This window comes from Spirosoma migulaei (assembly GCF_054776855.1).
Genome location: NZ_BAAHBG010000011.1, coordinates 60,068 through 84,011, shown reverse-complemented (window position 1 = coordinate 84,011; position 23,944 = coordinate 60,068). Strand labels below are relative to the sequence as shown.

Sequence of the window (23,944 nt, the reverse complement as noted above, 5' to 3'; positions counted from 1 at the left end):
ATTGCTATAACAAACTCATAGCCAGCAGTTTTTTTTGATATAAAAATAAAGAAATCTTTCAACGTTCCTACAGATTTACTGGTCTAAATATTGCTGTAATACCGACCGTCCCGGTCGGGCGAGAAACCAGTTAATCCGCGCCCGACCGGGACGGTCGGTACTACAAAAAATGCCTGACTAAATAGCCAGGCACCTTCCCCAATTTGCGTTACCGTTAGGCTATTGAAGAAAGCCAATATTTGTAACCAGATAGTTGTACGATTTCGTAGACATTAGGGCAGCATTGAACAGGTTAAACTGTTTCTCTTCAGTTATATAGCCATCCGGGTTGATCGTATAGGAATAGTAGTAGGTCAATGGGGCCTGATTGCCATAGTAGTTTTTCTGCGTAATGAGTTTCACCAGGTGTTTGCTGGGTTTACCGAAAATTTTCAGGTAGGAATCGGGCAGAGAAGTCCACTCGGAGTTGAGTTGATTCCGATCCGCTAGAATCGGGTCGCCAACGGGCTGATCATAGGCGAAGGTGATGTCTTTTAAGGAATTCCCATCGATTCCGGTTGAGCTTGCCTTACTCATATCACCGTCGGCATTGAAGGTGTAGGTTGTTTTCACGCCATTGTTTTTGCTCGTTCGTGTTTTCAACTGACCCAGAGCATTGTATTGATAAACCCAGCCTTGCTCAAGTTCAACGGTGCCGAAGCTGTAAAAGACGAATGTTTTCTCCTTTGATTCAAGGCATCGCCCGTTGGCATCCAGGAGGTAATTTTCTTCCAGCACCACCGTGTTCCCCGAATAGGCGGTTGTTTTGATGGACTGAGCCCCGTAGGCGTAAATCACCGAACTGTAGGGATAGGAAATTGGCCCTGGGCCGTAAGCTGCTTTTTGCAACCGACCATCCCCCATATACGTCAAGGTAACCTGTCCGTGTTTGATCAGTGTGTACTTCTTGGGGACACCCACCACAATGAGATCATTGACGGCCTCGGCCGATGTAGCGACCGGCTTTTCAGGAGCCACCAAACTATTCTCCTGACAGGCGCTCAAGGATACGGCTAAACCAACGACTGCAATCAGTCTTTTATACAAAGTGTTCATTAGTAATTTGTTGTTAGGGATTTGCTTTCCGATGCAAAGGTGACAGTAAGACCAACGGCTCTCAACGCTCAACTGGCAGTGAGCTGCTTTGACTAAACAACAAGCGAAACAAGACCGACAACAGGTTAAAACAAGTCGGGATAAAACTCGTTTCTCACAAACAAAAATAGGTAGAAACACGCCCTGCATGCAGAAATGGCGTATTTCTACCTGTTTTTGTTTGTGAAATGGTGTCGGTTTTGAGAAACCTCCCTATGTCAGCTATAAGTAGCTGACACCACACTCTAACTCACTAGACCACTATCACAGCTACTTCTTCTGTTGCGACAGAAACGTAATAAGTGACGCAAATTCTTCGTAGGACAAGGCGTTGGCTAGACCATCGGGCATCATGGATGTTTCCATTTCCTTGCGGGAAAGAATGTCGCTGGCTTTAATCGTGAACACTTCGCCCGTAATCGTTCGCAGAACGACCCTGTTAGCCGATTCTTCGGTAATGAACCCCGTATAGCTCTTATTGCCTTTGGCTGTGATGAGTACGGTAGCAAACCCCTGCGAGATGGACGCATTGGGTTTGAGAATTGACTCGGCAATCTGCTCCCGATTCATGATCGAACCAATCTGTCCCATAAACGGCCCTTTCATGGTTTCGCCTTTTGTGATGCTGTGGCAGGCAATACAGCCTTGCTGGGTAAAGAGGGCTTTCCCTTTTACAGCATCACCGGGTAGCTTCGCCATGGCCAGCATGATGTCTTCGATAGACGATTTTCCGATCTGACCCTTCTGATTTCTGATTTTCTCCAGGTCCACTTTGGCTTCTTCCTTAACGGCAACAACTTCTTCAGCGCCAAATTCAGGGATATCCATCCGGTGGCGGCTGTTCAGGTCGATGAAGAACTGTTTTCCGGTCGCATCGGCCTTCGCCCATTCTGTCTTCAGTAGTTTTTCAATAGCGGGCGATGACTCCCATACGATTCCTTTGTAATACGGGCCATGCGTATCAGGGCGGGTACCCCACCACCAGGACCCATCATAGTCGGCTTCTTTTTTGTAAAGTCGTGCCAGGGTAGTCAGAATCTGCTTTTTCAGGGCTTCGTCCTGGGTACGCTGGTAGGCTGAGAGCAAGCCATCTACGGCTTTCGGGTCGTGCATGTAGCGCAGTGCCCAAAGTGCAAGCGTAGAGTTACCCGTTCCTATAGCGCCCAGGCAGGCATCTACGGCGTGCAGACTCACTAAGGTTCGCACAGCAATATGCGCCGGAACAAGGGCCGAATTGGGCGTTGCGTGAGGACCTTCGGTACCTTTAGCCGGTGCCACAAACGAAGATGGAACTGCAACCTGCAACAAAGCCGGAGCCGCTTCTACTTTACCAAGTCGTCCCAGACCAATCATAGCCGCCAGCCGAACCCGATCAGACGGGTCTTTCAGTGCCTGCATAAATGGTTCGATGGGTACTGAAGTTAGGCGCGTTTTTCGGTCGCTGAGCGCCCGTAAGGCGTACTCCCTAAACTCAGGCTCTGCGGTCAGGTTGACCAGATTAGCCGTTCCCGCTTCGCCTGCCGCTTGAGCATAGGTGTACATACCCGCTATACGTACGTATAGCGGCAAACCCTTGTCGGCGGTGATTTTCCAGGCGGCTTTGGCTACCTTATCGGCGGGGCGGGTGAGCAATTCCTGCTGGGCATACAGGCGGGCCGCAGCACTTCCGGATTTAAGAACCCCAATCAGTTGCTTTACAGAGGCCTTTTCGAGCGACTTAAACGCTTTATAGGTCCACTCTGCCGGTACAGCCCGCATTACATATCCTTTAGCTGGATTGCCTGAATACCCGGCCCCATCCCAGGCCGCCAGATACATCCTGCCCGATGCATCTACATCCACATCGGTGATCTGGGGCAGCTTGATAAACTCTTCTTCTTTCTGGGTATAACTAGGGCCATCGGGTGTAACACGGTGAATATACAACTGACTCCGTCCCCAGTCGGCCATCATAGGTACGTGGTTGTACTTGTCTGGCCAGGTGGCATCGTCCATGAACAACGAACCCGTACCGGAGCCCCCGCCCACATCGACCAGAGCCGGAATAATTTCATCCGTAAACTGTTTGAACAGAACGGGATAGCCATACTCGCCCGATTGAATCTGATGGCTGAATCGAATGTTCCAGCCCCCTCCGTCATTGGTGTTATCCCGCGTAAAAATGTTCATGTAGGGATCAATGGCCACATCGTAGATATTGCGCATGCCATGGGAGTAAATTTCCATTTCGGTGCCATCGGGCCGTACCCGAACAATACCACCGCCCAGCATCGTTAGTTTTTTTCCGCTTCGATCTACGGCATCATGGAAACCAAAATCACCCACGGCAATGTAGATCCAGCCGTCGATTCCCATTCGGATACCATTGGTTGCATGATCAGTACCCCGGCTCTGTAGAAAGTTAGGATTGCTTAGATGTTGAATGAGTGGCCTGGACGGTCCATCAGCAACTCCGTCCTTATTGGCATCAGTAAACACCACCAGATCCATATTGCTGGCTTTTCCGGTTTCTTTCGAAAAGGTCGTATGCAGTACAAAAACCTGGTCCCGGAGCGCGATAATACCGCGTGGATTATCGACCATGGCAAATTTGGTGTGCTGGTCTACTTTCCCGTCATTATCCTGATCAATGAGTTTAATGATGTATCCCTTGCCGGGCGTTTTACCCAGCGACCCGATCATGTCCACTCCCACGAACACTTCGCCGGTTGGAGCAACGGCCAGGCAAGCTGGACTCGGTGTCAGATCCGGACCTGCAAAATTAGTCAGTCGAATATCGGCAGGTCCATCGGCCAGCAACGCAGGTCGGTGGCTCGTTTGGGGTTCTGAACTGCCCAATTTTCCAATAAAGCCAATCAGGGCCAGCGCAACATAAATCAAACTCAGTGAAATTCTCAGCATCGGTACTATTTGTTTGATGAAGAAAGCAGCGTTGCCGGATAATTTAACTAGTTGTTCGCAGTTAGGGGGTGTAATTGATAGATACAATCACACCTATAGCTACTAAAAACAGCTCTAAGAATCCATCCTCAACCATATAAGAATTCAGTAGTCAAACTACTTGTTTCATGGCATTTTCTAAACTGTTCGCTAGTTATCAATCGGATCGAGTTAAGCGGCCAGAGGTAGACCATCCAGCCGATTTATATTTGTAGAACCATAACAACTTACCTGAAACTTCTCCATGAATCGCCTATCCGACCAGGTGCTAATCTCCCTGTATGTAACGACAAAAAATGACCTCTGCTTTGCTCAGCTCTACACGCGGCACCGCTATCGAGTCTATCAACGTTGCCTGTTTTTCTGCGAAGATCCAGATGAAGCCAATGATTTTACCCAGGAGGTTTTTATCCGGCTTACTAGTAAGCTGGCGGGTTTCAAGGGCGAGTCCGGTTTTACAGCCTGGCTACAGGTCGTAACCACGAATTACTGCATTGATCAGGTGCGCAAACGGCAACAATATCAATTGAAATACCAGCAGTACCTCAATGAAAACTATCTATCAAACCAGAATTTCGACGATTCTGACGAAAAACCGTTCCGTATTCTAGAGCAAACCATGCAGGAATTGAGCGATTACCAGCGCGATCTGCTTCGAATGAAATATCAGGAAGGGGTAGAAATCAAGACCATAGCCCGGCAACAAAAAGCAACGCTCAGCGCGGTGAAGATGCGTATCAAGCGGGCCCGGGAGCAGGCGAAGTCCCGATATATCAACCTCTACGCGGAGGCCGAATAAACGCTTCAGTTCATATTCCACCTACCCATCGGACAGCTCAACCGGTACAGATTTGCCGAATCCTTCCCGTAAAGCCACTCGGGCTGCGTGGTAGCCGCACATGCCATGCACACCCCCGCCGGGTGGGGTGGCCGAGGAACAAATAAAAACGCCGGGTACCGATGTCTGGTAAGGTGTTAGCCCAATGGTTGGCCGGGTGTACAACTGGCCAATGTCGATGATACCGCCATTGATGTCGCCACCAACATAATTGGGATTCCAGGCTTCTACCTGCGCCGTGTTCATGGTGTGACGGGCCAGAATCCGGTCGCGGAAGCCGGGGGCAAACCGCTCAACCTGTTTCTCAATCGCGTCGGTACGATCTAGTGTTGAGCCGTTTGGCACGTGGCAATAGGCCCAGGCCGTGTGCTTTCCCGCTGGTGCGCGGGTAGGATCAAATAAGCTTTGTTGGGCCAGTAAGATGTAGGGGCGGTCGGGGTGCTGACCGTCGTAGGTTCGTTGTTCCGCTTCAACGATCTCTTCGAGCGTGCCACCGAGGTGAATGGTTCCGGCTCGCTGGCAGTCAGGATTTGTGAAGGGAATTGGGCCATCCAGTGCCCAGTCAATCTTGAAAATGCCCGGTCCGTAGCGGTAGTGCTCCAGTTGTTTCCGATACATCTGATTCGCCAGCCCGCTCGAAAACCGGTCGCCAACAATCGTTAGTAATTGCTTCGGAGTCAGGTCGAACAGTACGACGCGTGATTTGGGCAACTCATTCAGGGAGCGAACAGGTCGGTCAACCTCAATTTCGCCACCCAGGCTTTTAAAATAGGAAGCCAACGCATTGGCAATGGACTGTGAACCGCCTTTGGGCATCGGCCAGCCGCGCAGATGCCCGGCCGTCATCAGCACCAGCGCAATGGCCGAGGTGGTCAGGTTTGTGAGCGGCTGAATGGCATGAGCGGCCATGCCTGCCCACAGCCCTCTGGCTTCGGTCGTTTTAAATCGGTTAGCCACCACAGTGGATGGAAGCAGAGCATCCAGACCGAACTGCGCCAGATCGAGCGGGTGTTTAGGAAAGCGTAACGGTCCTAGCACATCGGCCGCCATGGTAGGCCAGTGCTTCACAACAGAATCGAACAGTTTATGGTAGGCTGGTCCATCAACCCCAAGCGTCCGGGCTGTTTCTTCCACTGAGCCAACAAGCGTGGCTGCTTTCCCTCCATCAAAAGGGTGCGCGGCAGAAATGGGTGGGTAGATAAACTCCAGACCGTGTTCGGTAAGAGGCAAACTCTGAAACAGCGGAGAGCCAGCCGCCAACGGGTGAATGGCCGACCCAATATCGTGTATGAAACCGGGTAAGGTCAGTTCCGCGGAACGTGTGCCTCCGCCAATGGTCGATTTGGCTTCCAGCACTACCACCGACAGGCCCGCCCGCGCCAGCACGATAGCCGCACTCAGGCCATTCGGCCCGGAACCCACAACGACGGCATCATACGCTTGCCCACCTCCTGAATTTACCATTGGTATGCTATTGCCCGTTTCCGGTTGTCGATCAATTCAGCGAGATACGCTATATCTTGGAGATATAGCGTATCTCGCTGAATTGATCGACAACCGGACTAAGCTTTATTGATTTATTGAGTCTCCCTGGTACCAAAGATACCGAAAGCTGAGTTACTACACGTTCCCTGTCATCAACGGGAAACCCGTAACAACTGTTATGGATAGCAAACCAGATAGCTTATTCGTACGTACCCGCCTTCAACGTACTTTCTGAAAGGGCGTATTTTCGGTTTGCCCGGTCCAGCACGACGTAAATCGAGTCTTTGTTTTCGTTGATACCAGTCAGAATCACCCGCTTTCCATCGGTAGTCTGGTAGTGGAGAATCATTCGGTTGCGTTTAACCGGCTTCGACTCCGCTTCAATCCCTTTGGTACGTCGGGTCGAGCGGGCGATGGCTGCAATTTTCAGATCTTCGGAACCTATGTTGGCCAGCGCGTCTTTCGGTATCCAATTGTCTGGCACACTCGGTTTCTCAGACGTAGTGCTCTCCCCTCTCTCTCGGCGTCGCCCCCCCGATTGGTTGTTCCGATTACCGCCCAGATCACCGTTATTGGCCAGAAACTCCCGGTTCTCCTGGTTTCGAGCCCCCCGGTTTTTATCTTGCAAATACAGCACATGATTTTTGGGATCGGCTTCATAATAGAACACCCGTTGGCCACCTGCTACACCCGTTAGTTCGAACGTCCGGTTAATATCACGCATTGGCGCACCACCCCCATTCGAGAGATCCAGTTCAACGGGTTTGGCCGTCTTGAAGGTTAAGGTGGTCCATTTTTCGAAGGTTGCTTCCTGCCAGCGTACCGAATCCACCGGAGAATAAGGAAGTGGTTTTCCATTGAGTCTGAACTCCGTGACAGTATAATTCCCCCGCAATTCCTTAATACCCTTCTGTGCAGGTTGCTTGTACGGATCGTACACGAAGTTGACGTATTGCAGCCAGTAGAGCAGCACCAGGAAGATGCCGATAGTGGCCGTTTTCAGGCCTATACGCACGTATTGCTGCCAGCCCATTAGTGCAGGATAAAAATAATTGGGGATAGTTGGCCGCTCCCGAATCAGGAGATTATAGATGTCCTTAACGTAATAAATCAGCAAAAAGCCCGATAGTAATACGAAGTAGGAGCTGTAGCCATGTACCCCGCCGTCGTAAGCCAGATTGACATAAACGATGTCGGCCAGAGCACCAAACAACAGTACTGATCCCCAGAACGTTGTGGCTCTAAAAAACAGTAAAGCCCCGGCCAATACCTCAACCACCCCGGTAAAGACCTCATACCAGGGAGCAATTCCGATGGAGAGCCAATAGATTTTCTGAGCTGTCAGATCACCAAAATTCGTATTCAGTACACCCAGCGACGGATAAGGCAACTGCGTGGGCATCAGCTTCGTAAACCCAAACCCGATAATGCCAATACCCGCCCGGTAGCGTACAATTACCCGTAGCCAGTAGTACAGCCAGTTGTACTCACGCGCTTCTTTCCGGCGGAAGCGGGCAATACCTGTCCAGATCAGCCCAACGACCGTAGCGAACAGCAGGGTGATGATCCAGGTTGCGTAGCCGTTCAGCGTACTGCCAAACAGTTTGTTACCAAAAAGCGTCAGTCCAGACCCGAAACGGGCCACATCATATAAATCGCGGTAGTGCAGATGCAGCCAGTCTAAGGCAATAACTTCCTTATACCAGTCCACGTTGTTGGGTAGCGACATACTGATAAAAAACACAAACGCGATTCGGAACAAAATCTTCTGGCCTTCCGTCCAGGGATAGCGTTGTTCAGTAGCAGGCACCGGAGCCGTCACAGCCGATTGTTTGCCAGATGGTTGTGTGTCCAGCAGTTCTTCGGGCGATATCAGGCCTAAATCCGCCCGTTCGGGAGAAATGTTTGGGATTGCCATTGGGTAGAGGAGGTTAGAGTTTAAGGGCACCCCGGCGACCCGCTTTGGCAGCTTCGTCGATGAGGTACTTTTTGTTGACTTTATCCAGTACAGCATACACGGAATCCTGCGTACCAGCTACGCCCGGCGCGGCAACACCCGACAGAATAATCTGCCCGTCACCCACCTGCGTATATGCCAGTTTCAGGGTTTCGGCAGCCTCGTTCGGATTCGCGTTTTTAAGCGTCAGAAGTCGGTTGGTCGAGTCGACGGTATAACGGTAGTAGTGCCGCCCCTGTGAGCCAGCTAGTTCGTAATCACGCTCGCTATCCGCGCCCGCCAGTTGTTCAACATTCGTCGTCACCAGCCTGACCGGTTGATTGGATTTTATACTGATGGTATTCCAGGCCTCAAAAACCACGTCCTGCCAGCGTGTGGGGTCGGTTTTGGAATATGGAAGGGTTTTGCCCCCTATTCTGAATTCACTAACGTTATAGAGTCCGGCCACGCCCGGCAATCCTGGTGTTTGAGGGAAGCGAACCGGGCCTTTTCGGTAGGCGGCATAGGTGCTATATCCATACAGAACCACAGCAAAAAACACAAATGCGATTTTAAACGTCCACCGACCGTACCGCTGCCACTGTTCCGAAAAAATGGGCTGGAACCGATTTGGTGTCGTAGGTAATTCGAGCGACAACAGTCTGAAGAGTCGGATGGCATCAAAGGCAAACAACACCAGTGCAAACGTGATGAGTAAGCCACTATACACGTACTCTCCGCCCTCGTATGCCAGATTCGAGAAAAACACATTCCCCAGAAACGGCAGGATGATCAGCGTGCCAATAGTTGCTGTTTTACGATGCAGAAGCAATAGCCCGCCCAACAGTTCAACCCCACCCAGAAACGACTGATACGACGGAACAATACCCAGTGTGAGTGAAAACAATTTCCAGGCTGAGTGATCGCCGTAGGCTGTATTCAAATTGCTGATTGAAGGCAGTGGGGCCTGCAACGGAAAGAGTTTAATAAACCCATAGGCAATCAGGCCAATAGCCAGTCGGTACCGAAGTGCCACGCGTAGCCAGTAATACAGGCTATCATAGTTCGTAGATGGGTTTGCCCGAAGGGACCATACAATCGTGCCAACAAGGGCGACAAGTGCCACCACCAACCAGTTCAGGAAACTATCCTGAGGACCGAAAAAATGCGGTGCATAACGCGACAGATTGAACACATACCGTGAATATCCGCCTTCCGTAGCTACCAGATTCCGAACGAATTGCCCATCGAGCGGCAGAAGCTGAACAGCAAAATACAGGAAAACAAACCGAAATAAAGTCTTTTCGTAGGGTTGCCAGTCGGCAACCTGGCTCACCACTTTAGCCTCACTACGGAGCCGGGGTGCATCTAAAACAGCCATAATTTTAGGGGATGGTTATTCATGGTCATTGATTGTCATTATGTTGTCATTTATCGTCATTAGCTGGCAACCAATGACTATAGAATGACAATGAGTTAATAGCCAGGATTTTGCTCAAGTACAGGGTCCGACAGCAGTTGCTGCACCGGAATCGGCAGTAGGTACCGTTTAGGGTCGGTCACGTTCAGTACGTCTTTTGCCCGGTCAGTCCGGACGAGGTCGAACCAGCGGTGGGGTTCCAGCGCAAACTCGACCCGCCGTTCATTTTCGATGGCCAGTAAAATATCCTCTTTTGTCGTGACAGTGCTGGCAGTGAGTCCGGCCCGGTCACGTACGGCGTTCAGATCGACAAGGGCATCGGACAGCCTGGCCAGTTGCGCACGGGCTTCGGCCCGAATCAGATAGGCTTCAGCAATGCGGAAGATGTAGGATGGATCGGAAGCCGGATTGCGGTAATAGAGGTTTCCGTACCAGCGATTCTGGTTGTCTTTCGCTATGAGCGTACTGCGTGTACCTCCAACAGCCGGATTGTTCAATAAGGCAACCAGCGCATCGTTCGGTGCCCATTGGCGGGTACCGCCGTTCGTCTGCGACTGCCACTGGTTCCGGTGTCCATTGACTTCGGTGGTACCATTGTAGAAAATCTCAAATACCGATTCTGGCGTACCCCGTGCATCACTGGCAAAAAACGCGCTATAAGGCTTCAGAAGCTTGTAATTCGTGGCATCGCTGATCAGCCGGGTCGCATAATCCTCCGCTTTGGCGTAGTCCTTTTGGTAGAGATAATAGCGGGCTTTCAGGGCAAACACAGTCCGTTGGGTTACCCGATAACGATCAACGGTAGTGGGCAGAAGTGGTTCAGCCGCTTCGAGATCGCGCAAAACCTGGGCATAGGTATCGGCCTGACTACTGCGTTTGATGCCCACATTATCCGTTGGCTTAACGGTTGGATTGGTAATCAGCGGCACCCCACCGAAGGTCCGGGCCAGATCGAAATACGCCAATGCCCGAATGGCGTAAGCTTCGCCCAGATACTGATTTTTCAGGGCCGTGGTCAAAGCCGGATCAGTAACTGCCGGTACCTTCGCCAGCACATTATTGGCTCGGTTTATCGTCCGATAAATCGCAACCCAGACGCTGGCAATCGTCGAGTTGTCGGCGTTCACTTTGTGATTAATAAACTCCTGCACCTGCGACTGTGAGCCCGTCCACTGCACGTTATCGCCCGACAGGTAGCCTACAGATTGAAAACTGGTTCCGTAGTAGTCGCTACTGGCCAGCGCACTGTACACCCCTCGAAGGGCCGTCAGGGCAGAGTTCTGGTCGGCAATAGTTTCCGTATCGGAGATGGATTCCAGCGGTTTCACATCCAGAAACTGCTGGCACCCGCTGACTCCCAGGATCAGGAGCAGCGAAAAAATGGTTTTTATACGATTCATATTTTTTGAGGTTATTAGACCTGTGGTGGTGATGATGGCGTGAACGTCTACGTTCGTGCCGACTATTCCCTGGCCGCTGGCCGATCGACTTGACGTGGTGTCGGGTTCTCAAACCCGACACAGCGAGGTTTCTCAAAACCGAGTGTATTTTCTAATTGTAAGGAGGTTTTGAGAAACCTCACGAGTCAAGTTTAGAACCTGACACCACCTTAAAACTCTGCTTTGATTACAATGTCAAACTTATTCCACCCTGAAGACCAACGGGTTGCGGGGGGGTACCCAGGTCGATACCCTGTGAATTAGGGTCGCTGCTGGCGCTCGACTCGGGGTCAAGACCGGTGTATTTGGTTAGCAGCCAGAGGTTGGTGCCCACTGCATATACCCGAAGTCCCTGAATACCCACTTTACTCGTTACGGATTTGGGCAGCGTGTAACCGATCGTGATCGACTTCAGGCGCACAAACGAGCCATCTTCCAGCCAGCGACTCCCCCCATCGCGATAGTTGTTGACATTGATCCCGTCGGGACGCGGTACATCGGTAATATCGCCCGGCTTCTGCCAGCGGGCCAGGTTCGAGGCAAAAATGATTCGAGCCGCATCACGGGCGCCACCGCCTTCACCAAAGAATTTGTTGTGGTTGTAAATCTTATTGCCGTACTGGTAGGCGAAAAACAGATTCACATCGAAGCCCCGATATGTCAGGGTGTTGGTCAGGCCACCGAAGAATTTAGGCCAGATGCTGCCGACCAATTGCCGATCGGCCACGGTAATCTGCCCATCTTTATTGACATCTTCATACACAACATTCCCGGTCTGCGGATCGACATAAAGCTGCTTGTATACCCAGAATGAATAGAGCGGTGTGCCCTGTTGTTGCAGAATCAGGTCGCGGCTACCGTAGCGCAGGGGTGTCGCCAGTTTTTCAATGCGATTGACGTTCTGAGCGATATTAAAACTGGTGCTCCAGGTTAATCCACCCCGCTGAATATTCACCGTGTTGATTCCAAATTCGAAGCCTTTGTTACTGATCTCGGCGGCATTGCTCCAGTAATTATTGAAGCCAGTCGTACCGGGCAGTGCCAACTGTAGAAGTCCATTGGAGGTGTATTTGCTATAAACGTTGGCCTCGAAACTGATCCGGTCGTTCAACAGCGATACGTCCACGCCCAGGTTAACCTGCCGGGTGCGCTCCCACTGTAGATCCGGATTGCCCAGTTGCTGGGGCGAAATGCCCGGATTCCCCTGATAGCCGGTGCCGCCCATCCACAGCCCCTGAGCCGCAAAGTTGCCGATGCCGTTCTGGTTCCCCGTAATGCCCCAACTCGCCCGTAGTTTCAGGTCGCTGATAATCGTATTGTTCCGCAGAAAATCCTCCTGTTTGATCCGCCAGGCGGCACCCACTGATGGGAAATAGCCCCATTTCCGGGAAGAGCCAAAGCGCGACGATCCATCGGCCCGGACACTGGCATCAATGAGGTATTTACCCGCAAAGTTGTAATCGACCTTGCCAAAGAACGAAGCCAGCGTACTCTTCGACCAGTTTTGCGAACTGGCCGTTGTCGACGCCGACGAAATCTGGGTGAACGAGTTATTCGGGAAGCCACGGCCCTCGGCATAGGTCCGGGTCAGGTTATCACTTTGCAGCGTATTGCCTACCAACACCCCGAAGGAGTGGCTCGACCCGATCCGTTTCCGATAGGTCAGCGTTTGCTCATTCAGCCAGGTTGTGTACTGACTCACACTCGACGTAGCAAAGCCATTTGGGCTACCCGAAATGAGCAGGGAATTCCAGTACTCTGATTCGTTGTAGTTGTTGTAATCAATCCCGAAACTAGTCCGGAATTTCAGGCCTGGCAGCAGTTGCGCATCGGCGTACAAATTACCAATATAACGCAGGCTGGTTGTATTTACAGCGTAGTTATTGAGCAGCAGCGTTAGGTTATCGAAGCCAGCCCGGCCCACCAGCACACCCTGTTCATTAACCGGCGACAAGTACGTAGGCGTATGCAAAGCCGCCTGTAGCAAGCCTCCGGCAGGGCCATCCCCTGCCCGAGCCTGATTCCGGTACGTTCGGGTAAAGGTGTTGCTCACGCCTACCTGAATGTTGTCATTTACCTGCTGATCGAGGTTGACCTTAAAGCTGGCCCGGTTAAACGTAACCGGCTTAATAATAGCTTCCTGTGTATTGTAGCCACCGCCAATGTAGTATTTGGTTGTTTGCGTGCCGCCCGTCAGCGACAGATCATAATTACGAAGCTGGGCCGTGCGAAACAGTTCACTCAACCGATCATAGGTTTGCTGCTCTTCGGGCAAGCCACGCCCTCCTTCCGCAACAGGGCGGAAAGGCCGATTTTCGAAGGTGCGTTTCAAGGTCGGGTCATCTTTACCCGTGTTGATCCACCATTCATTAACCAGGGTAGCGTGCTCAGGGCCAGTGGTCAGGTCCCACAGTTTAGCCGCTTTGGCAGCCCCAGCCGAAGCATTGACATTGATGGTCGGTTTTTGCCCGAAATTGCCGCGTTTGGTGGTAATCAGCACCACCCCATTCGCTCCGCGTGAGCCGTACAAGGCCGTTGCCTCGGCATCTTTCAGTACGTCGATGCGTTCGATGTCGGATGGATTGATGTCGGCAATGGGCGACGTTGCCTTGCCACCCGTACCGATGGTTTGCAGGCTGTTGTTGTTGATAAATACCCCATCGACTACGTAGAGCGGATCGTTGCTCGCGTTGATAGAGGTGGCACCCCGTACTCGGATATTCACCCGCTCGCCCGGCACGCCCGTTGCGCTGGATATCTGAACACCAGGCACTTTACCCTGCAACTGTGCATCGACACTACCTACCGGAATTACTTTGGTGTCGCTGGGATCAATTTTATTCAGCGAGCCAATCAGGTTCTTGCGTTCGATGGTACCGTAGCCTACAACAGCCACTTCGGACAGTTGCTTAGCATCGGCAGCCAGATCAATATTGATCGTGCTACCCTCCACAACGACTTCTTTGGATTGGTAACCGATGAAACTCACAACGACTGTAAAGGGGAGTTTCTGACCGGTTTTCAGGACAAATCGACCTTTCGTATCGGCCGTTCCGCCATTGGTGGTGCCTTTAATCAGCACCGTAGCGCCTATGAGTGGCTCTTTGGTACGCTGGTCGGTTATCCGGCCATTGATGGTGGCATTAATGGTTGGAGCAATAGGCTGTGCCTGTACGACAACAGAAATTAGTAGGCTTAATCCCCACAGGAGCCAAGCCAGTGCGCCGGAGCGATGGCCCGATAGAGCTTTTTTCATTACTTTGCAATGGTTACGTGAGAAATGAGACAGGCCAGCGGGTGTTGGTAGCACTCAAAGGCCCTGGAAATTGCTTCGGCGAATTCTGTCTTGTTGTAACTGGCCGGGACGGTTGGCGCCGTTCCGGTTTTTTTATGCGCCGATGCATTTACGGCTACTGCCGTTGGTAAGCAGGTTTGTTAGCAAATCATAGGCATGCCTGGTTAGTTGAAAATTTGTCAGAGTATTAAATCAGATCGGCCTGAACACTAACCATTCCCTGCACCGATCGTAAGCGGTCCTGTATGGTCGTAAACCACTTCTGCTGGCGCACCCGGATAATGAGCCATCCACGTGCCTGCACTCCATCTGCTTCAAAATCCAGGCGCGCTATCTGACAGGCATCGTCCTGCGGGATGGCATTGGTAATGTCGCTCACAAAATTCACCCGGTCGAACCCAGCGACCCGGTAACTTATCTGGTGCCAGTTAAGCGCATTGATAGTATCACTCATGGGTTTCGGTAGTCAATGAATTTTTCATAAAACATATAATCCACATACTAAGTAGAATAATAAATAGAACCGTTACGTTGATGTACTAGGTTATAGAGCATATACGATTAGAATTCGTTCTGGCCAGGTAAACCAGTGTGGCAGAGCACTACAGATTACTTAAGCGAATGCTTGCCGAAGTCTATCAGCCACAACAGCGCATATAAAGTAGTGTGAGCCTGCTCAAAGAAAAATCGGAGGTAACAGTCGCCCTAAAATGGTCGATTACGTTCATAACTTTTTAACCTGATAACTGGAACCTTTTTATAAGTCCTGTAGATTGATGGGCAAAGGTGAATAGGTATTTTTCTTTTTCCAAGTATTTTTACAAAAATCTGATAAACAGCATATTACCTAATAGTCTATCGAGATATACGGTTATAGACTACTATTCCTACAGAATAGCATTTATTCAATCTAAGCTGTAGTTTTATCCCGAAATTGGGCAACACAATCCGTAATTACCTGACACCATGATTTCCAAAAAAGCGAAATACGCCATTAAAGCCCTCAAGGTACTAGCCGAAGAATTCGGGAATGGTCCCATGCTCATTGCCACGATTTCGGCTCAGGAGAACATTCCGAAAAAGTTTCTGGAGAGTATCCTGCTCGAACTTCGCAATCACGGCCTGTTGCAAAGTCAGAAAGGGAAAGGGGGCGGCTATAGCTTACGACTCGAACCGGAACGCATCAATCTGGCTCAGGTAATCCGGGTAATCGATGGTCCCATTGCTCCTACTCCCTGCGTATCCCTCAACTTCTACGTTCGTTGCGACGACTGTGAGGATGAAGAGACCTGCTCAATCCGACCCATCATGCTACGAGTACGTGACGCCAATCTATCCGTTTACGAGAAGACAACCCTCCGCTCACTCATTGAGGGAGCCGTTCCGGTTGGGTTAGGGTAACCCATGGCCTATGTCCTGAATCGTACAGGATTTGTCCGTTTCTGGACAATCGCCAATAACTCTACTTCACAAAAAACCATCCCTATACGGCCTAAACGGCCTTTCCCTGAGTTGGCAACCTATTTGCTATACAAACGAGTAGCATATAGGTAAGCACATAATCTACTCCAGCCATGAAGGGAACTCAGTTAGGAGAATTTGAAGAGTTGGTACTACTAACCATCGCGCTGCTCTACGACGACGCTTATAGCGCGGCTGTTGTGGACGAACTCAGCCAGCGACTCGAACGCTCTATGAGTCTGGGAGCCGTTCATCGAACCATGCAACGACTCGAAGAAAAAGGGCTCGTGAATTCCCGATTTGGGGAAGCTACCGCCGAACGTGGAGGTCGGCGGAAACGCCTGTTTACCGTAACGGCATCTGGAGAGCAGGTCTTGCTGGAAGCCCGTAAAATCCGCAACGAACTCTGGGCCGCTATTCCTAAAGCTGCTTTTGGAGGAGGGGTTGTATGAGTCAGCAACAAATACCGAACCACGCGCCCCGCTGGGCACAGCGCCTGCTGGAACGAATCACGGCCCCGCACCTGCGCGAAGAGATTCAGGGTGATATGGATGAGCTGTTCCATAAACGAGGTCAGCGCCACGGCTACGCCAAAGCACGGTTGTTATACGTGGTGGATCTGATCCTGCTACTCCACCCCCGGCTCTGGCGACGAGAACCCACGCCTACCTTCAAGCCCCGGTATACGAAATACAATGACGTTTCTCAACCCTTATTCTTCCATCCTGCTATGATCCGTTCATATTTAACAGTCGCCTTTCGGAATCTGGTCAAAAACAAGTCGTATTCGGCCATCAATATTGGCGGATTGGCTGTAGGTATGGCAGTGGCCATGCTGATTGGCATCTGGATACATGATGAATTATCGGCCAACAAGCATCATAAAAACTACGAAACCCTCTACCAGGTAGAAATGAACCAAACCTTCGATGGTGTTAGAGGTACGCAGGATGCAATACCATTTCCACTGGGCGACGAATTAAAGGCCAAATACCCGGACTTTAAAGCAACAGCGATGTGCGATTGGAGCGCCAACCGTTCGTTGGTGGTGGGTAATCAGAAATTTCTGAAAGATGGCCATTACATTGGTCAGGATGCCATTGATATGTTTTCGTTGCAGATATTGGATGGGGATAAAAATCCACTGAAAGAACCTTATTCCATTGTACTGACAGACGAAACAGCCAAGGCGCTTTTTGGTCAGCAAAACCCCATTGGCAAAACCGTGCGAATGGATAATACCTCGGATTTAAAGGTAACAGCGGTGGTGGCCAAACAGCCAAAAAATGCCAGTTTGCAATTTGATTATTTAATTCCGTGGCACTTGCAGGCAGCACGTCATACTGATGATATAAAACGGCAGGCAGTCAACTGGGCCGACAATTCATATCAGGTATTTGTCCAGCTCAAAGACGGTGTAACCCCCGAGAAAACCAACGCCAAAATCAAAGACATCGTACTAAGCCATCTAAATGATGAGCTTACTCGAAAGAGTACAAAGCCCGAAGTATTTCTGCATCCCATGTCAAAATGGCGGCTCTATTCGGAGTTTACCGAAGGGAAAAACACGGGAGGTTTTATTAAATACGTGCGGCTGTTTGGCATTTTCGGCTTGTTTATTCTGGTGATTGCCTGCATCAATTTCATGAACCTCAGCACGGCCCGTTCTGAGAAGCGGGCTAAAGAAGTGGGGGTTCGGAAAGCCGTTGGCTCGGGCCGTGAGCAGCTCATCGGGCAATTTTTGAGCGAATCTCTTTTGATCGCCTTCATGGCTTTTGTTTTGGCCCTGGGGTTGGTAGTTGTTGTACTGCCTTACTTTAATACACTTACTGAAAAGCAATTACTACTTCAACTAGACAATCCCATTTTCTGGGGAATTATGCTGGTTTTCACGGCATTTACAGGCTTACTAGCAGGCAGTTATCCTGCGCTTTATTTGTCCTCGTTCAATCCCGTCAGGATTCTCAAAGGGGGCGTTCATGTGGGTCAACGTGCTTCTTTGCCCCGTAAGATCCTGGTGGTGGTTCAATTCACCTTTTCCATTGTGCTGATGATTGGCACTATTATCATTTATCAGCAGATCCAGCACGGCAAAAACCGGCCGATTGGCTTTACGAATAGGGGGCTTATTTCAGTCAATGCGTCAAAAGATTTAGCTGATCATTTCGAAGCCCTTCAGGCCGAATTGCTGGGCTCAGGCATGGTGTTGTCTATTTGTAAAACAAATTCGCCACCGTCTCAAGTTTGGGCCAGCAATAATGGCTGGGAATGGAAAGGTTCAACGCCCAACGATAAATCCGTAGGGTTCAAAACGATTGCCACGAGTTATGATTACGCTAAAACAATAGGCATTACACTCAAGGAGGGACGGGATTTTTCCAGAGACTTTAGTACCGATTCATCGGGAGTACTTCTGAATGAAGCGGCCGTTAAACGAATGGGGTTGAAACACCCCATTGGCGAACTCCTAAAATGGAATGGTAGCGACCGAAAAGTAGTTGGCGTCATACCCGATATGATGATAGAATCGCCCTATCAGGCAGTTTCGCCATTGACAGTCATTTTTGACAAATATTGGGTAGGTTCTATTTGTGTACGAATCAATCCACACGTAGCTGCTTCGGAAGCGATCCAAAAAATCCAGCCGATTTTCGAAAAGTACAATCCAGGCTTCCCCTTCGATTATAAATTTGCCGACACCGAATACACCAAAAAATTCAGCTATGAAGAACTCATTGGCAACCTGTCGGCCATTGTTTCTTTGCTGGCCATCTTTATTTCGTGCCTGGGCTTATTTGGTCTGGCCTCCTTTATGGCGGAACAACGTACTAAAGAAATTGGTATCCGTAAAGTGTTGGGTGCCAGCATTGCCAATGTGTGGGGACTACTGTCCAAAGACTTCATTCTGTTAGTCATTATTTCGTGTTTAGTGGCTTCACCTATTGCCTGGTATGCCATGAGTCAATGGCTGGAAAGCTACACCTACAAAATAAATATTGAGGTCGGCGTATTTTTAGTAGTACTCATTATGGCGCTGGCCATCACCTTACTAACAATCAGCTACCAGGCCATCAAAGCCGCCTTGTTGAACCCCGTCAAAAGCTTGAAAAGCGAATAAACGATTTAAACACAGAGGAAGCACGGAGAACACAGAGATGTTGCTATTTCTCTGTGTTCTCCGTGCTTCCTCTGTGTTTAAATAAAAGCTGTCCTGAATCGTACAAAACCTGTCCGTTTATGGACAGCCATTGTCTTATCTCTCCTGACGAAAACCCCCACTACGCGCTCTAAATGGCTTTTTATCAAGCTGGCAATTTATTTGCTATGCAAGCGAGTAGCATACACATGGGACCTTATTTTTTCCCCACTATGATCCGCAATTATTTAAAAATCGCCTTCCGGAATCTGGTCAAAAACAAGTCGTATTCGGCCATCAATATTGGTGGACTAGCTGTAGGTATGGCAGTGGCCATGCTGATTGGCATCTGGATCGACGATGAAGTTTCGGCTAACAAACACCACAAAAACTACCCGACCCTTTACCAGGTCAAAATGCACCAAACCTTCGACGGGCACCGGGGCACACAAGATGCGTTACCCTTCCCGATGGGTGACGAACTACGATCCAAATACCCGGACTTCAAGGCCGTAGCGATGTGCGATTGGGGAAGCAATCGGTCGCTGGTGTTTGGGAATCAAAAATTCCTGAAAGATGGGCATTTCATTGGTGAGGACGCCATCGATATGTTTTCGCTGAACGTCCTGAATGGGGATAAAAACCCTTTAAAGGAACCCTATTCCATTGTGCTTACAGATGAAACGGCAAAAGCTATTTTCGGCAACCAGGACCCTATTGGTAAGATCCTGAAAATGGATAATACAGTGGATTTGAAGGTAACGGCTGTGGTGGCCAAACAACCCAAAAATGCCACCCTCCAATTTGATTATTTGCTCCCCTGGAACTTGCAGGAGGCTATGTATGACTGGATCAAGAAATTCCACAAACCGAATTGGGGCAATAACTCCTGGGCAACGTATGTACAGCTCAAAGAGGGTATCGATCCCGCACAAACCAACGCCAAAATAAAAGATGTGGTCTTATCCCATTTGTCCAATGACGTCAATACGGTAAAACTTGTCAAGCCCGAGGTGTTTATCCACCCCATGGAAAAATGGCGGCTTTACTCCGACTTCACGGAAGGGAAAAACACGGGTGGGTTCATCAAATACGTGCGATTGTTCGGCATTTTCGGCTTGTTTATTTTAGTGATTGCCTGCATCAACTTCATGAACCTGAGCACCGCCCGATCCGAAAAACGAGCCAAAGAAGTGGGGGTTCGCAAAGCCGTGGGCTCGGCTCGCGAGCAGCTCATCGGCCAGTTTCTGAGTGAGTCCATTCTGATTGCCGCTATGGCCCTGGTGCTGGCCCTGGTCATCGTGTTGGTTTCGCTGCCTTACTTCAATACACTCACCGAGAAGCTAATGAGTGTCCAGTTCGGCAATCCCGTTTTCTGGGGCATCACTCTGCTGTTCACCCTGTTCACTGGATTACTGGCGGGCAGTTATCCCGCGCTGTATCTGTCGTCGTTCAACCCGGTGAAGATTCTTAAAGGGGGCGTTCATGTGGGCAAAAGCGCGTCGTTGCCCCGTAAGATCCTGGTCGTGGTTCAATTCACCTTTTCCATTGTGTTGATGATTGGCACCATTATCATTTATCAGCAGATCCAGCATGGTAAAAACCGACCAATTGGCTTTAATAATAGTGGGCTTATTTCGGTCAATTCGTCCAAAGATCTAATTGACCATTTTGACGCCCTTCGTAATGAACTGCTGGCCTCCGGCGTGGTGACGTCTATTTGTAAGTCCAACTCGCCACCTACCCAAATCTGGAGTAACAACAATGGCTGGGAATGGAAAGGCTCAACTCCTGATGAGAAGTCCGTCATTTTCAGCACCATCGCCACCAATTTCGATTACATTAAAACAATCGGGATTAAACTGAAAGAAGGCCGGGATTTTTCGAGGGATTTTACGACCGATTCGTCGGGTGTAATTTTAAATGAAGCGGCCGTTAAACGCATGCGCCTGAAGAATCCAGTTGGCGAAATACTTAAATGGAATGGTAAAGACCGGAAGGTGGTGGGTGTCATTCCCGATATCATGATGCAATCACCCTACCAGGCTATTTCGCCCTTGACCATTGTGTTTGAAAAAGATTGGGTAAGTGTTGTTTGTGTACGCATAAACCCGAACGTAGCAGCTTCGGTAGCGATTAAAAAAATTGCACCCATTTTCGATAAGTACAACCCAGGGTTTCCCTTCGATTATAAGTTTTCCGATACGGAGTACGCCAAAAAATTCAGCTACGAAGAGCTGATTGGCAACTTGTCGGCCATTGTTTCCCTGCTGGCTATCTTCATTTCGTGCCTGGGCTTATTTGGTTTGGCCTCCTTCATGGCCGAGCAACGTACCAAAGAAATTGGTATTCGTAAAGTGTTGGGTGCCAGCATAGCCAATGTGTGGGGGCTGCTTTCGAAAGACTTCGTGCTACTCGTTATTATTTCCTGTTTAGTGGCTTCGCCCATTGCCTGGTATGCCATGAGTCGATGGCTGGACGATTACACTTACAAAATCAATATTGGCGTTGGCGTCTTCCTGATCGTGCTTATTGTGGCCCTGGCCATCACCTTATTGACAATTAGTTACCAGGCCATCAAAGCGGCTTTATTAAACCCCGTAAAAAGCCTGAGAAGCGAGTAATTTTTTAACCACAGAGGCACAGAGGACACAGAGATTTATCCACATGGTATATCTCTGTGTTCTCTGTGGTTAAAAGTTTGTTTCTTTTACTTTCATCCGCATATTCTTCCCGCCATTTCTAAGCCTCATCGGTATAAATGGCGCGATTGTCTGCTTTCGTTTGGGTTATCCGACGCTCCACTGCAACTTTAGTGGATTCCTATTCTGATTGACCATGTCCAAGCGGTTAACTTCCAGACAAAAATGGCAACTGGCCATCCGACTGCTGCTACTTTACTCTCCGTTACTACTGTATGTCAATTTACCCGAATCGGTTCGCAATCCGGCCAAACTACTGGAGATATCGCCGTTTATACTGGTCTTTGTCCTGATCGCCCTGGGCTTATATTTTGTCTGGATTACTGCTACCGACTGGATTCAGAATCAATTATTTCGCTGGTTTGGTGAGGATTTCCTACTGGATTTCAATTGGCTGGCTCTGGTGCTGACTATGCTCATTTCACTTGGGCTGGCCCTACTTTATACCAAGGTTTTTCAATTGATCATCATGGGGCTGTTTACGCTGATTATGCAGAGTGGGCTGTTACCTCCTCCTAAACAACACGACCTCCCCTTTACCCCCGATGTATTCGCCTACTTGCAACGGGTAAACAACGTTTTTAATCTGGTCATTATCCTGTCGGCGTTCTATCTAACAATTATTTCCCGCTCGTATCAGCAGCTAAAAGATGTGCAGTTCCGGGCCGAACGATTAGAAAAAGAAGCGGCTGTCAGCCAGTTTGAAGCCCTTAAAAATCAACTGAGCCCCCATTTTTTATTCAACAGCCTGAGTATTCTCACCTCCATGGTTCACGAAGATGCGGACCTTTCGGAGCAGTATGTGAAGCAGCTCGCTAAAGTGTATCGGTACATTCTGGAGCAGCGGGATCAGGCAAGTGTACCGCTTAAAACAGAGCTGGATTTTATTCAATCCTACACCTTTCTGCTTCAGATTCGCTTCGAGAATAAGTTTGAGGTCGTACTGAATGTGCCGCCCGATGTGCAGCAACAGTATCGCATTGCCCCATTATCGCTGCAACTGCTGGTAGAAAACGCAGTCAAGCACAACCGCATGTCGGTACGGGAACCTCTGCGCGTGCAAATTTATGTGCAGGATGAGTACCTGTGGATCGTGAACCCACTCCAAACCCGCGACCAGCCCGACGAATCGACCGGAATTGGGCTCAGTAACATTGCAAATCGCTATAAACTGCTCACCACCCGACCGGTATGGTATGGCGAGCAGGCTGGCAATTTTCTGGTAAAACTCCCCCTATTAGCATGAACGTCGTTCTGATTGAAGATGAAGATCGCACCGCCCGCCAACTTGAGCGGCTGTTGAAAAAGTATGATCCAACGATCCATATTCTGGCACAGCTCCCCTCGGTCAGCGAAACAGTGGCCTGGTTTCGTAGCAATCCCTTACCGGATCTGGCCTTTATGGATATTCACCTGGAAGATGGGCTGGTGTTTAAAGTATTTGAACAACAGCAGCTCACCCTACCCATTATTTTCACGACGGCTTATGACGAGTACATGTTAAAAGCGTTCAAGGTCAATAGCATCGACTATTTGCTTAAACCCGTTGACTACGATGAACTGGCGGCTGCCCTGGATAAATTCAAATCGATTCGCAACCAGCCAGCAACGCCCGATCTTAGTACGATTCTCCAGCTTTTACAGAAGCCCCAAACCGCTAGTTATCGAGAGCGATTTATGATTAGCCTGGGCACCAAAATCCACAGCGTAGAAGTGGCCGACATTGCCTATTTCTATACCGAAGAAAAAGCGACGTTTCTGGTCAACAGGGTCGGCCAGTTCATGCCCCTCGAATACAGCCTTGACCAATTAATGGGGTTGCTGAATCCAGCAAATTTTTTCCGGATAAACCGGCAGTTTCTGGTGGCCCGATCGGCCATTCAGGCCATTCACACGTACTCAGCGGGGAAGCTTAAACTGAATTTACTACCCACCCCGCGTGAAGAAATATTCGTCAGCCTGAGCCGTTTATCGGAGTTTAAAGACTGGCTGGGCCGTTAACTCGTCTTTGGTATCGGTAGGCCATTACCGTAAAGAAGATATCTGACAACTGCTTGATTACTTAAAACGTTAAAAAACCATAGCGTATCAGTTTCTGAAATCTGATACGCTATGGCAACGAAAAGATTAATTTTCCGGGTACCTATCTGTTTATGTG

15 protein-coding genes are annotated in these 23,944 nt (G+C 49.6%); 7 read left to right on the top strand and 8 right to left on the bottom strand.

What is annotated here, in order from left to right:
• Positions 1 to 219 precede the first annotated feature (219 nt).
• Both ACYVGO_RS14185 and ACYVGO_RS14180 read right to left on the bottom strand, forming a co-directional pair.
• Entirely contained in the window at positions 220 to 1,095 is an 876-nt protein-coding gene (locus ACYVGO_RS14185) for a hypothetical protein (RefSeq protein ID WP_460969832.1), read from the bottom strand.
• 309 nt (positions 1,096 to 1,404) lie between these two features.
• Complete coding sequence (locus ACYVGO_RS14180) at positions 1,405 to 4,035, bottom strand: DUF7133 domain-containing protein (RefSeq protein ID WP_460969831.1); 2,631 nt, start codon at positions 4,033 to 4,035, stop codon at positions 1,405 to 1,407.
• A 283-nt stretch (positions 4,036 to 4,318) separates the two neighbouring features.
• On the opposite strand from ACYVGO_RS14180, the gene ACYVGO_RS14175 reads away from it, so the two are divergent.
• Positions 4,319 to 4,873, top strand: a complete 555-nt coding sequence (locus ACYVGO_RS14175) for an RNA polymerase sigma factor (protein WP_460969829.1) — start codon at positions 4,319 to 4,321, stop codon at positions 4,871 to 4,873.
• Positions 4,874 to 4,894: 21 nt separating this feature from the next.
• On the opposite strand, the gene ACYVGO_RS14170 is transcribed toward ACYVGO_RS14175, so the two are convergent.
• The 6 genes from ACYVGO_RS14170 to ACYVGO_RS14145 form a co-directional block, all read right to left on the bottom strand.
• Positions 4,895 to 6,376: a phytoene desaturase family protein gene (locus ACYVGO_RS14170; protein ID WP_142775104.1), complete on the bottom strand. Its 1,482-nt coding sequence runs from the start codon at positions 6,374 to 6,376 to the stop codon at positions 4,895 to 4,897.
• A gap of 220 nt (positions 6,377 to 6,596) precedes the next feature.
• Positions 6,597 to 8,315, bottom strand: coding sequence for a hypothetical protein (locus ACYVGO_RS14165; protein ID WP_460969827.1), 1,719 nt, complete (start codon positions 8,313 to 8,315; stop codon positions 6,597 to 6,599).
• A 13-nt stretch (positions 8,316 to 8,328) separates the two neighbouring features.
• Positions 8,329 to 9,714, bottom strand: a complete 1,386-nt coding sequence (locus ACYVGO_RS14160) for a DoxX family protein (protein WP_460969826.1) — start codon at positions 9,712 to 9,714, stop codon at positions 8,329 to 8,331.
• Between the two features lie 95 nt (positions 9,715 to 9,809).
• Positions 9,810 to 11,153, bottom strand: a complete 1,344-nt coding sequence (locus ACYVGO_RS14155) for a RagB/SusD family nutrient uptake outer membrane protein (protein WP_460969825.1) — start codon at positions 11,151 to 11,153, stop codon at positions 9,810 to 9,812.
• A gap of 226 nt (positions 11,154 to 11,379) precedes the next feature.
• A complete protein-coding gene (locus ACYVGO_RS14150) occupies positions 11,380 to 14,448 on the bottom strand; it encodes a SusC/RagA family TonB-linked outer membrane protein (protein WP_460969824.1) in 3,069 nt (1,022 codons plus the stop codon).
• 226 nt (positions 14,449 to 14,674) lie between these two features.
• A complete protein-coding gene (locus ACYVGO_RS14145; RefSeq protein WP_460969823.1) occupies positions 14,675 to 14,941 on the bottom strand; it encodes a hypothetical protein in 267 nt (88 codons plus the stop codon).
• Between the two features lie 512 nt (positions 14,942 to 15,453).
• Here ACYVGO_RS14145 and ACYVGO_RS14140 point away from each other — a divergent pair.
• The 6 genes from ACYVGO_RS14140 to ACYVGO_RS14115 all read left to right on the top strand — a co-directional run bounded on the left by ACYVGO_RS14140 (position 15,454) and on the right by ACYVGO_RS14115 (position 23,787).
• Positions 15,454 to 15,888 carry an RrF2 family transcriptional regulator gene (locus ACYVGO_RS14140; protein ID WP_460969822.1) on the top strand — a complete coding sequence of 145 codons (435 nt, stop codon included), beginning with the start codon at positions 15,454 to 15,456 and terminating at the stop codon, positions 15,886 to 15,888.
• A gap of 173 nt (positions 15,889 to 16,061) precedes the next feature.
• Positions 16,062 to 16,400, top strand: a complete 339-nt coding sequence (locus tag ACYVGO_RS14135; protein ID WP_142775110.1) for a PadR family transcriptional regulator — start codon at positions 16,062 to 16,064, stop codon at positions 16,398 to 16,400.
• Positions 16,397 to 19,066, top strand: a complete 2,670-nt coding sequence (locus ACYVGO_RS14130; protein WP_460969821.1) for an ABC transporter permease — start codon at positions 16,397 to 16,399, stop codon at positions 19,064 to 19,066. Before ACYVGO_RS14135 ends, ACYVGO_RS14130 begins: the two co-directional genes overlap by 4 nt.
• Before the next feature lie 251 nt (positions 19,067 to 19,317).
• Positions 19,318 to 21,708 carry an ABC transporter permease gene (locus ACYVGO_RS14125; protein ID WP_460969820.1) on the top strand — a complete coding sequence of 797 codons (2,391 nt, stop codon included), beginning with the start codon at positions 19,318 to 19,320 and terminating at the stop codon, positions 21,706 to 21,708.
• 214 nt (positions 21,709 to 21,922) lie between these two features.
• The gene (locus tag ACYVGO_RS14120; RefSeq protein WP_142775111.1) at positions 21,923 to 23,032 is read left to right on the top strand and encodes a sensor histidine kinase; all 1,110 of its coding nucleotides are present in this window, start codon (positions 21,923 to 21,925) and stop codon (positions 23,030 to 23,032) included.
• Positions 23,029 to 23,787, top strand: a complete 759-nt coding sequence (locus ACYVGO_RS14115; protein ID WP_460969819.1) for a LytR/AlgR family response regulator transcription factor — start codon at positions 23,029 to 23,031, stop codon at positions 23,785 to 23,787. Before ACYVGO_RS14120 ends, ACYVGO_RS14115 begins: the two co-directional genes overlap by 4 nt.
• Positions 23,788 to 23,944 lie beyond the last annotated feature (157 nt).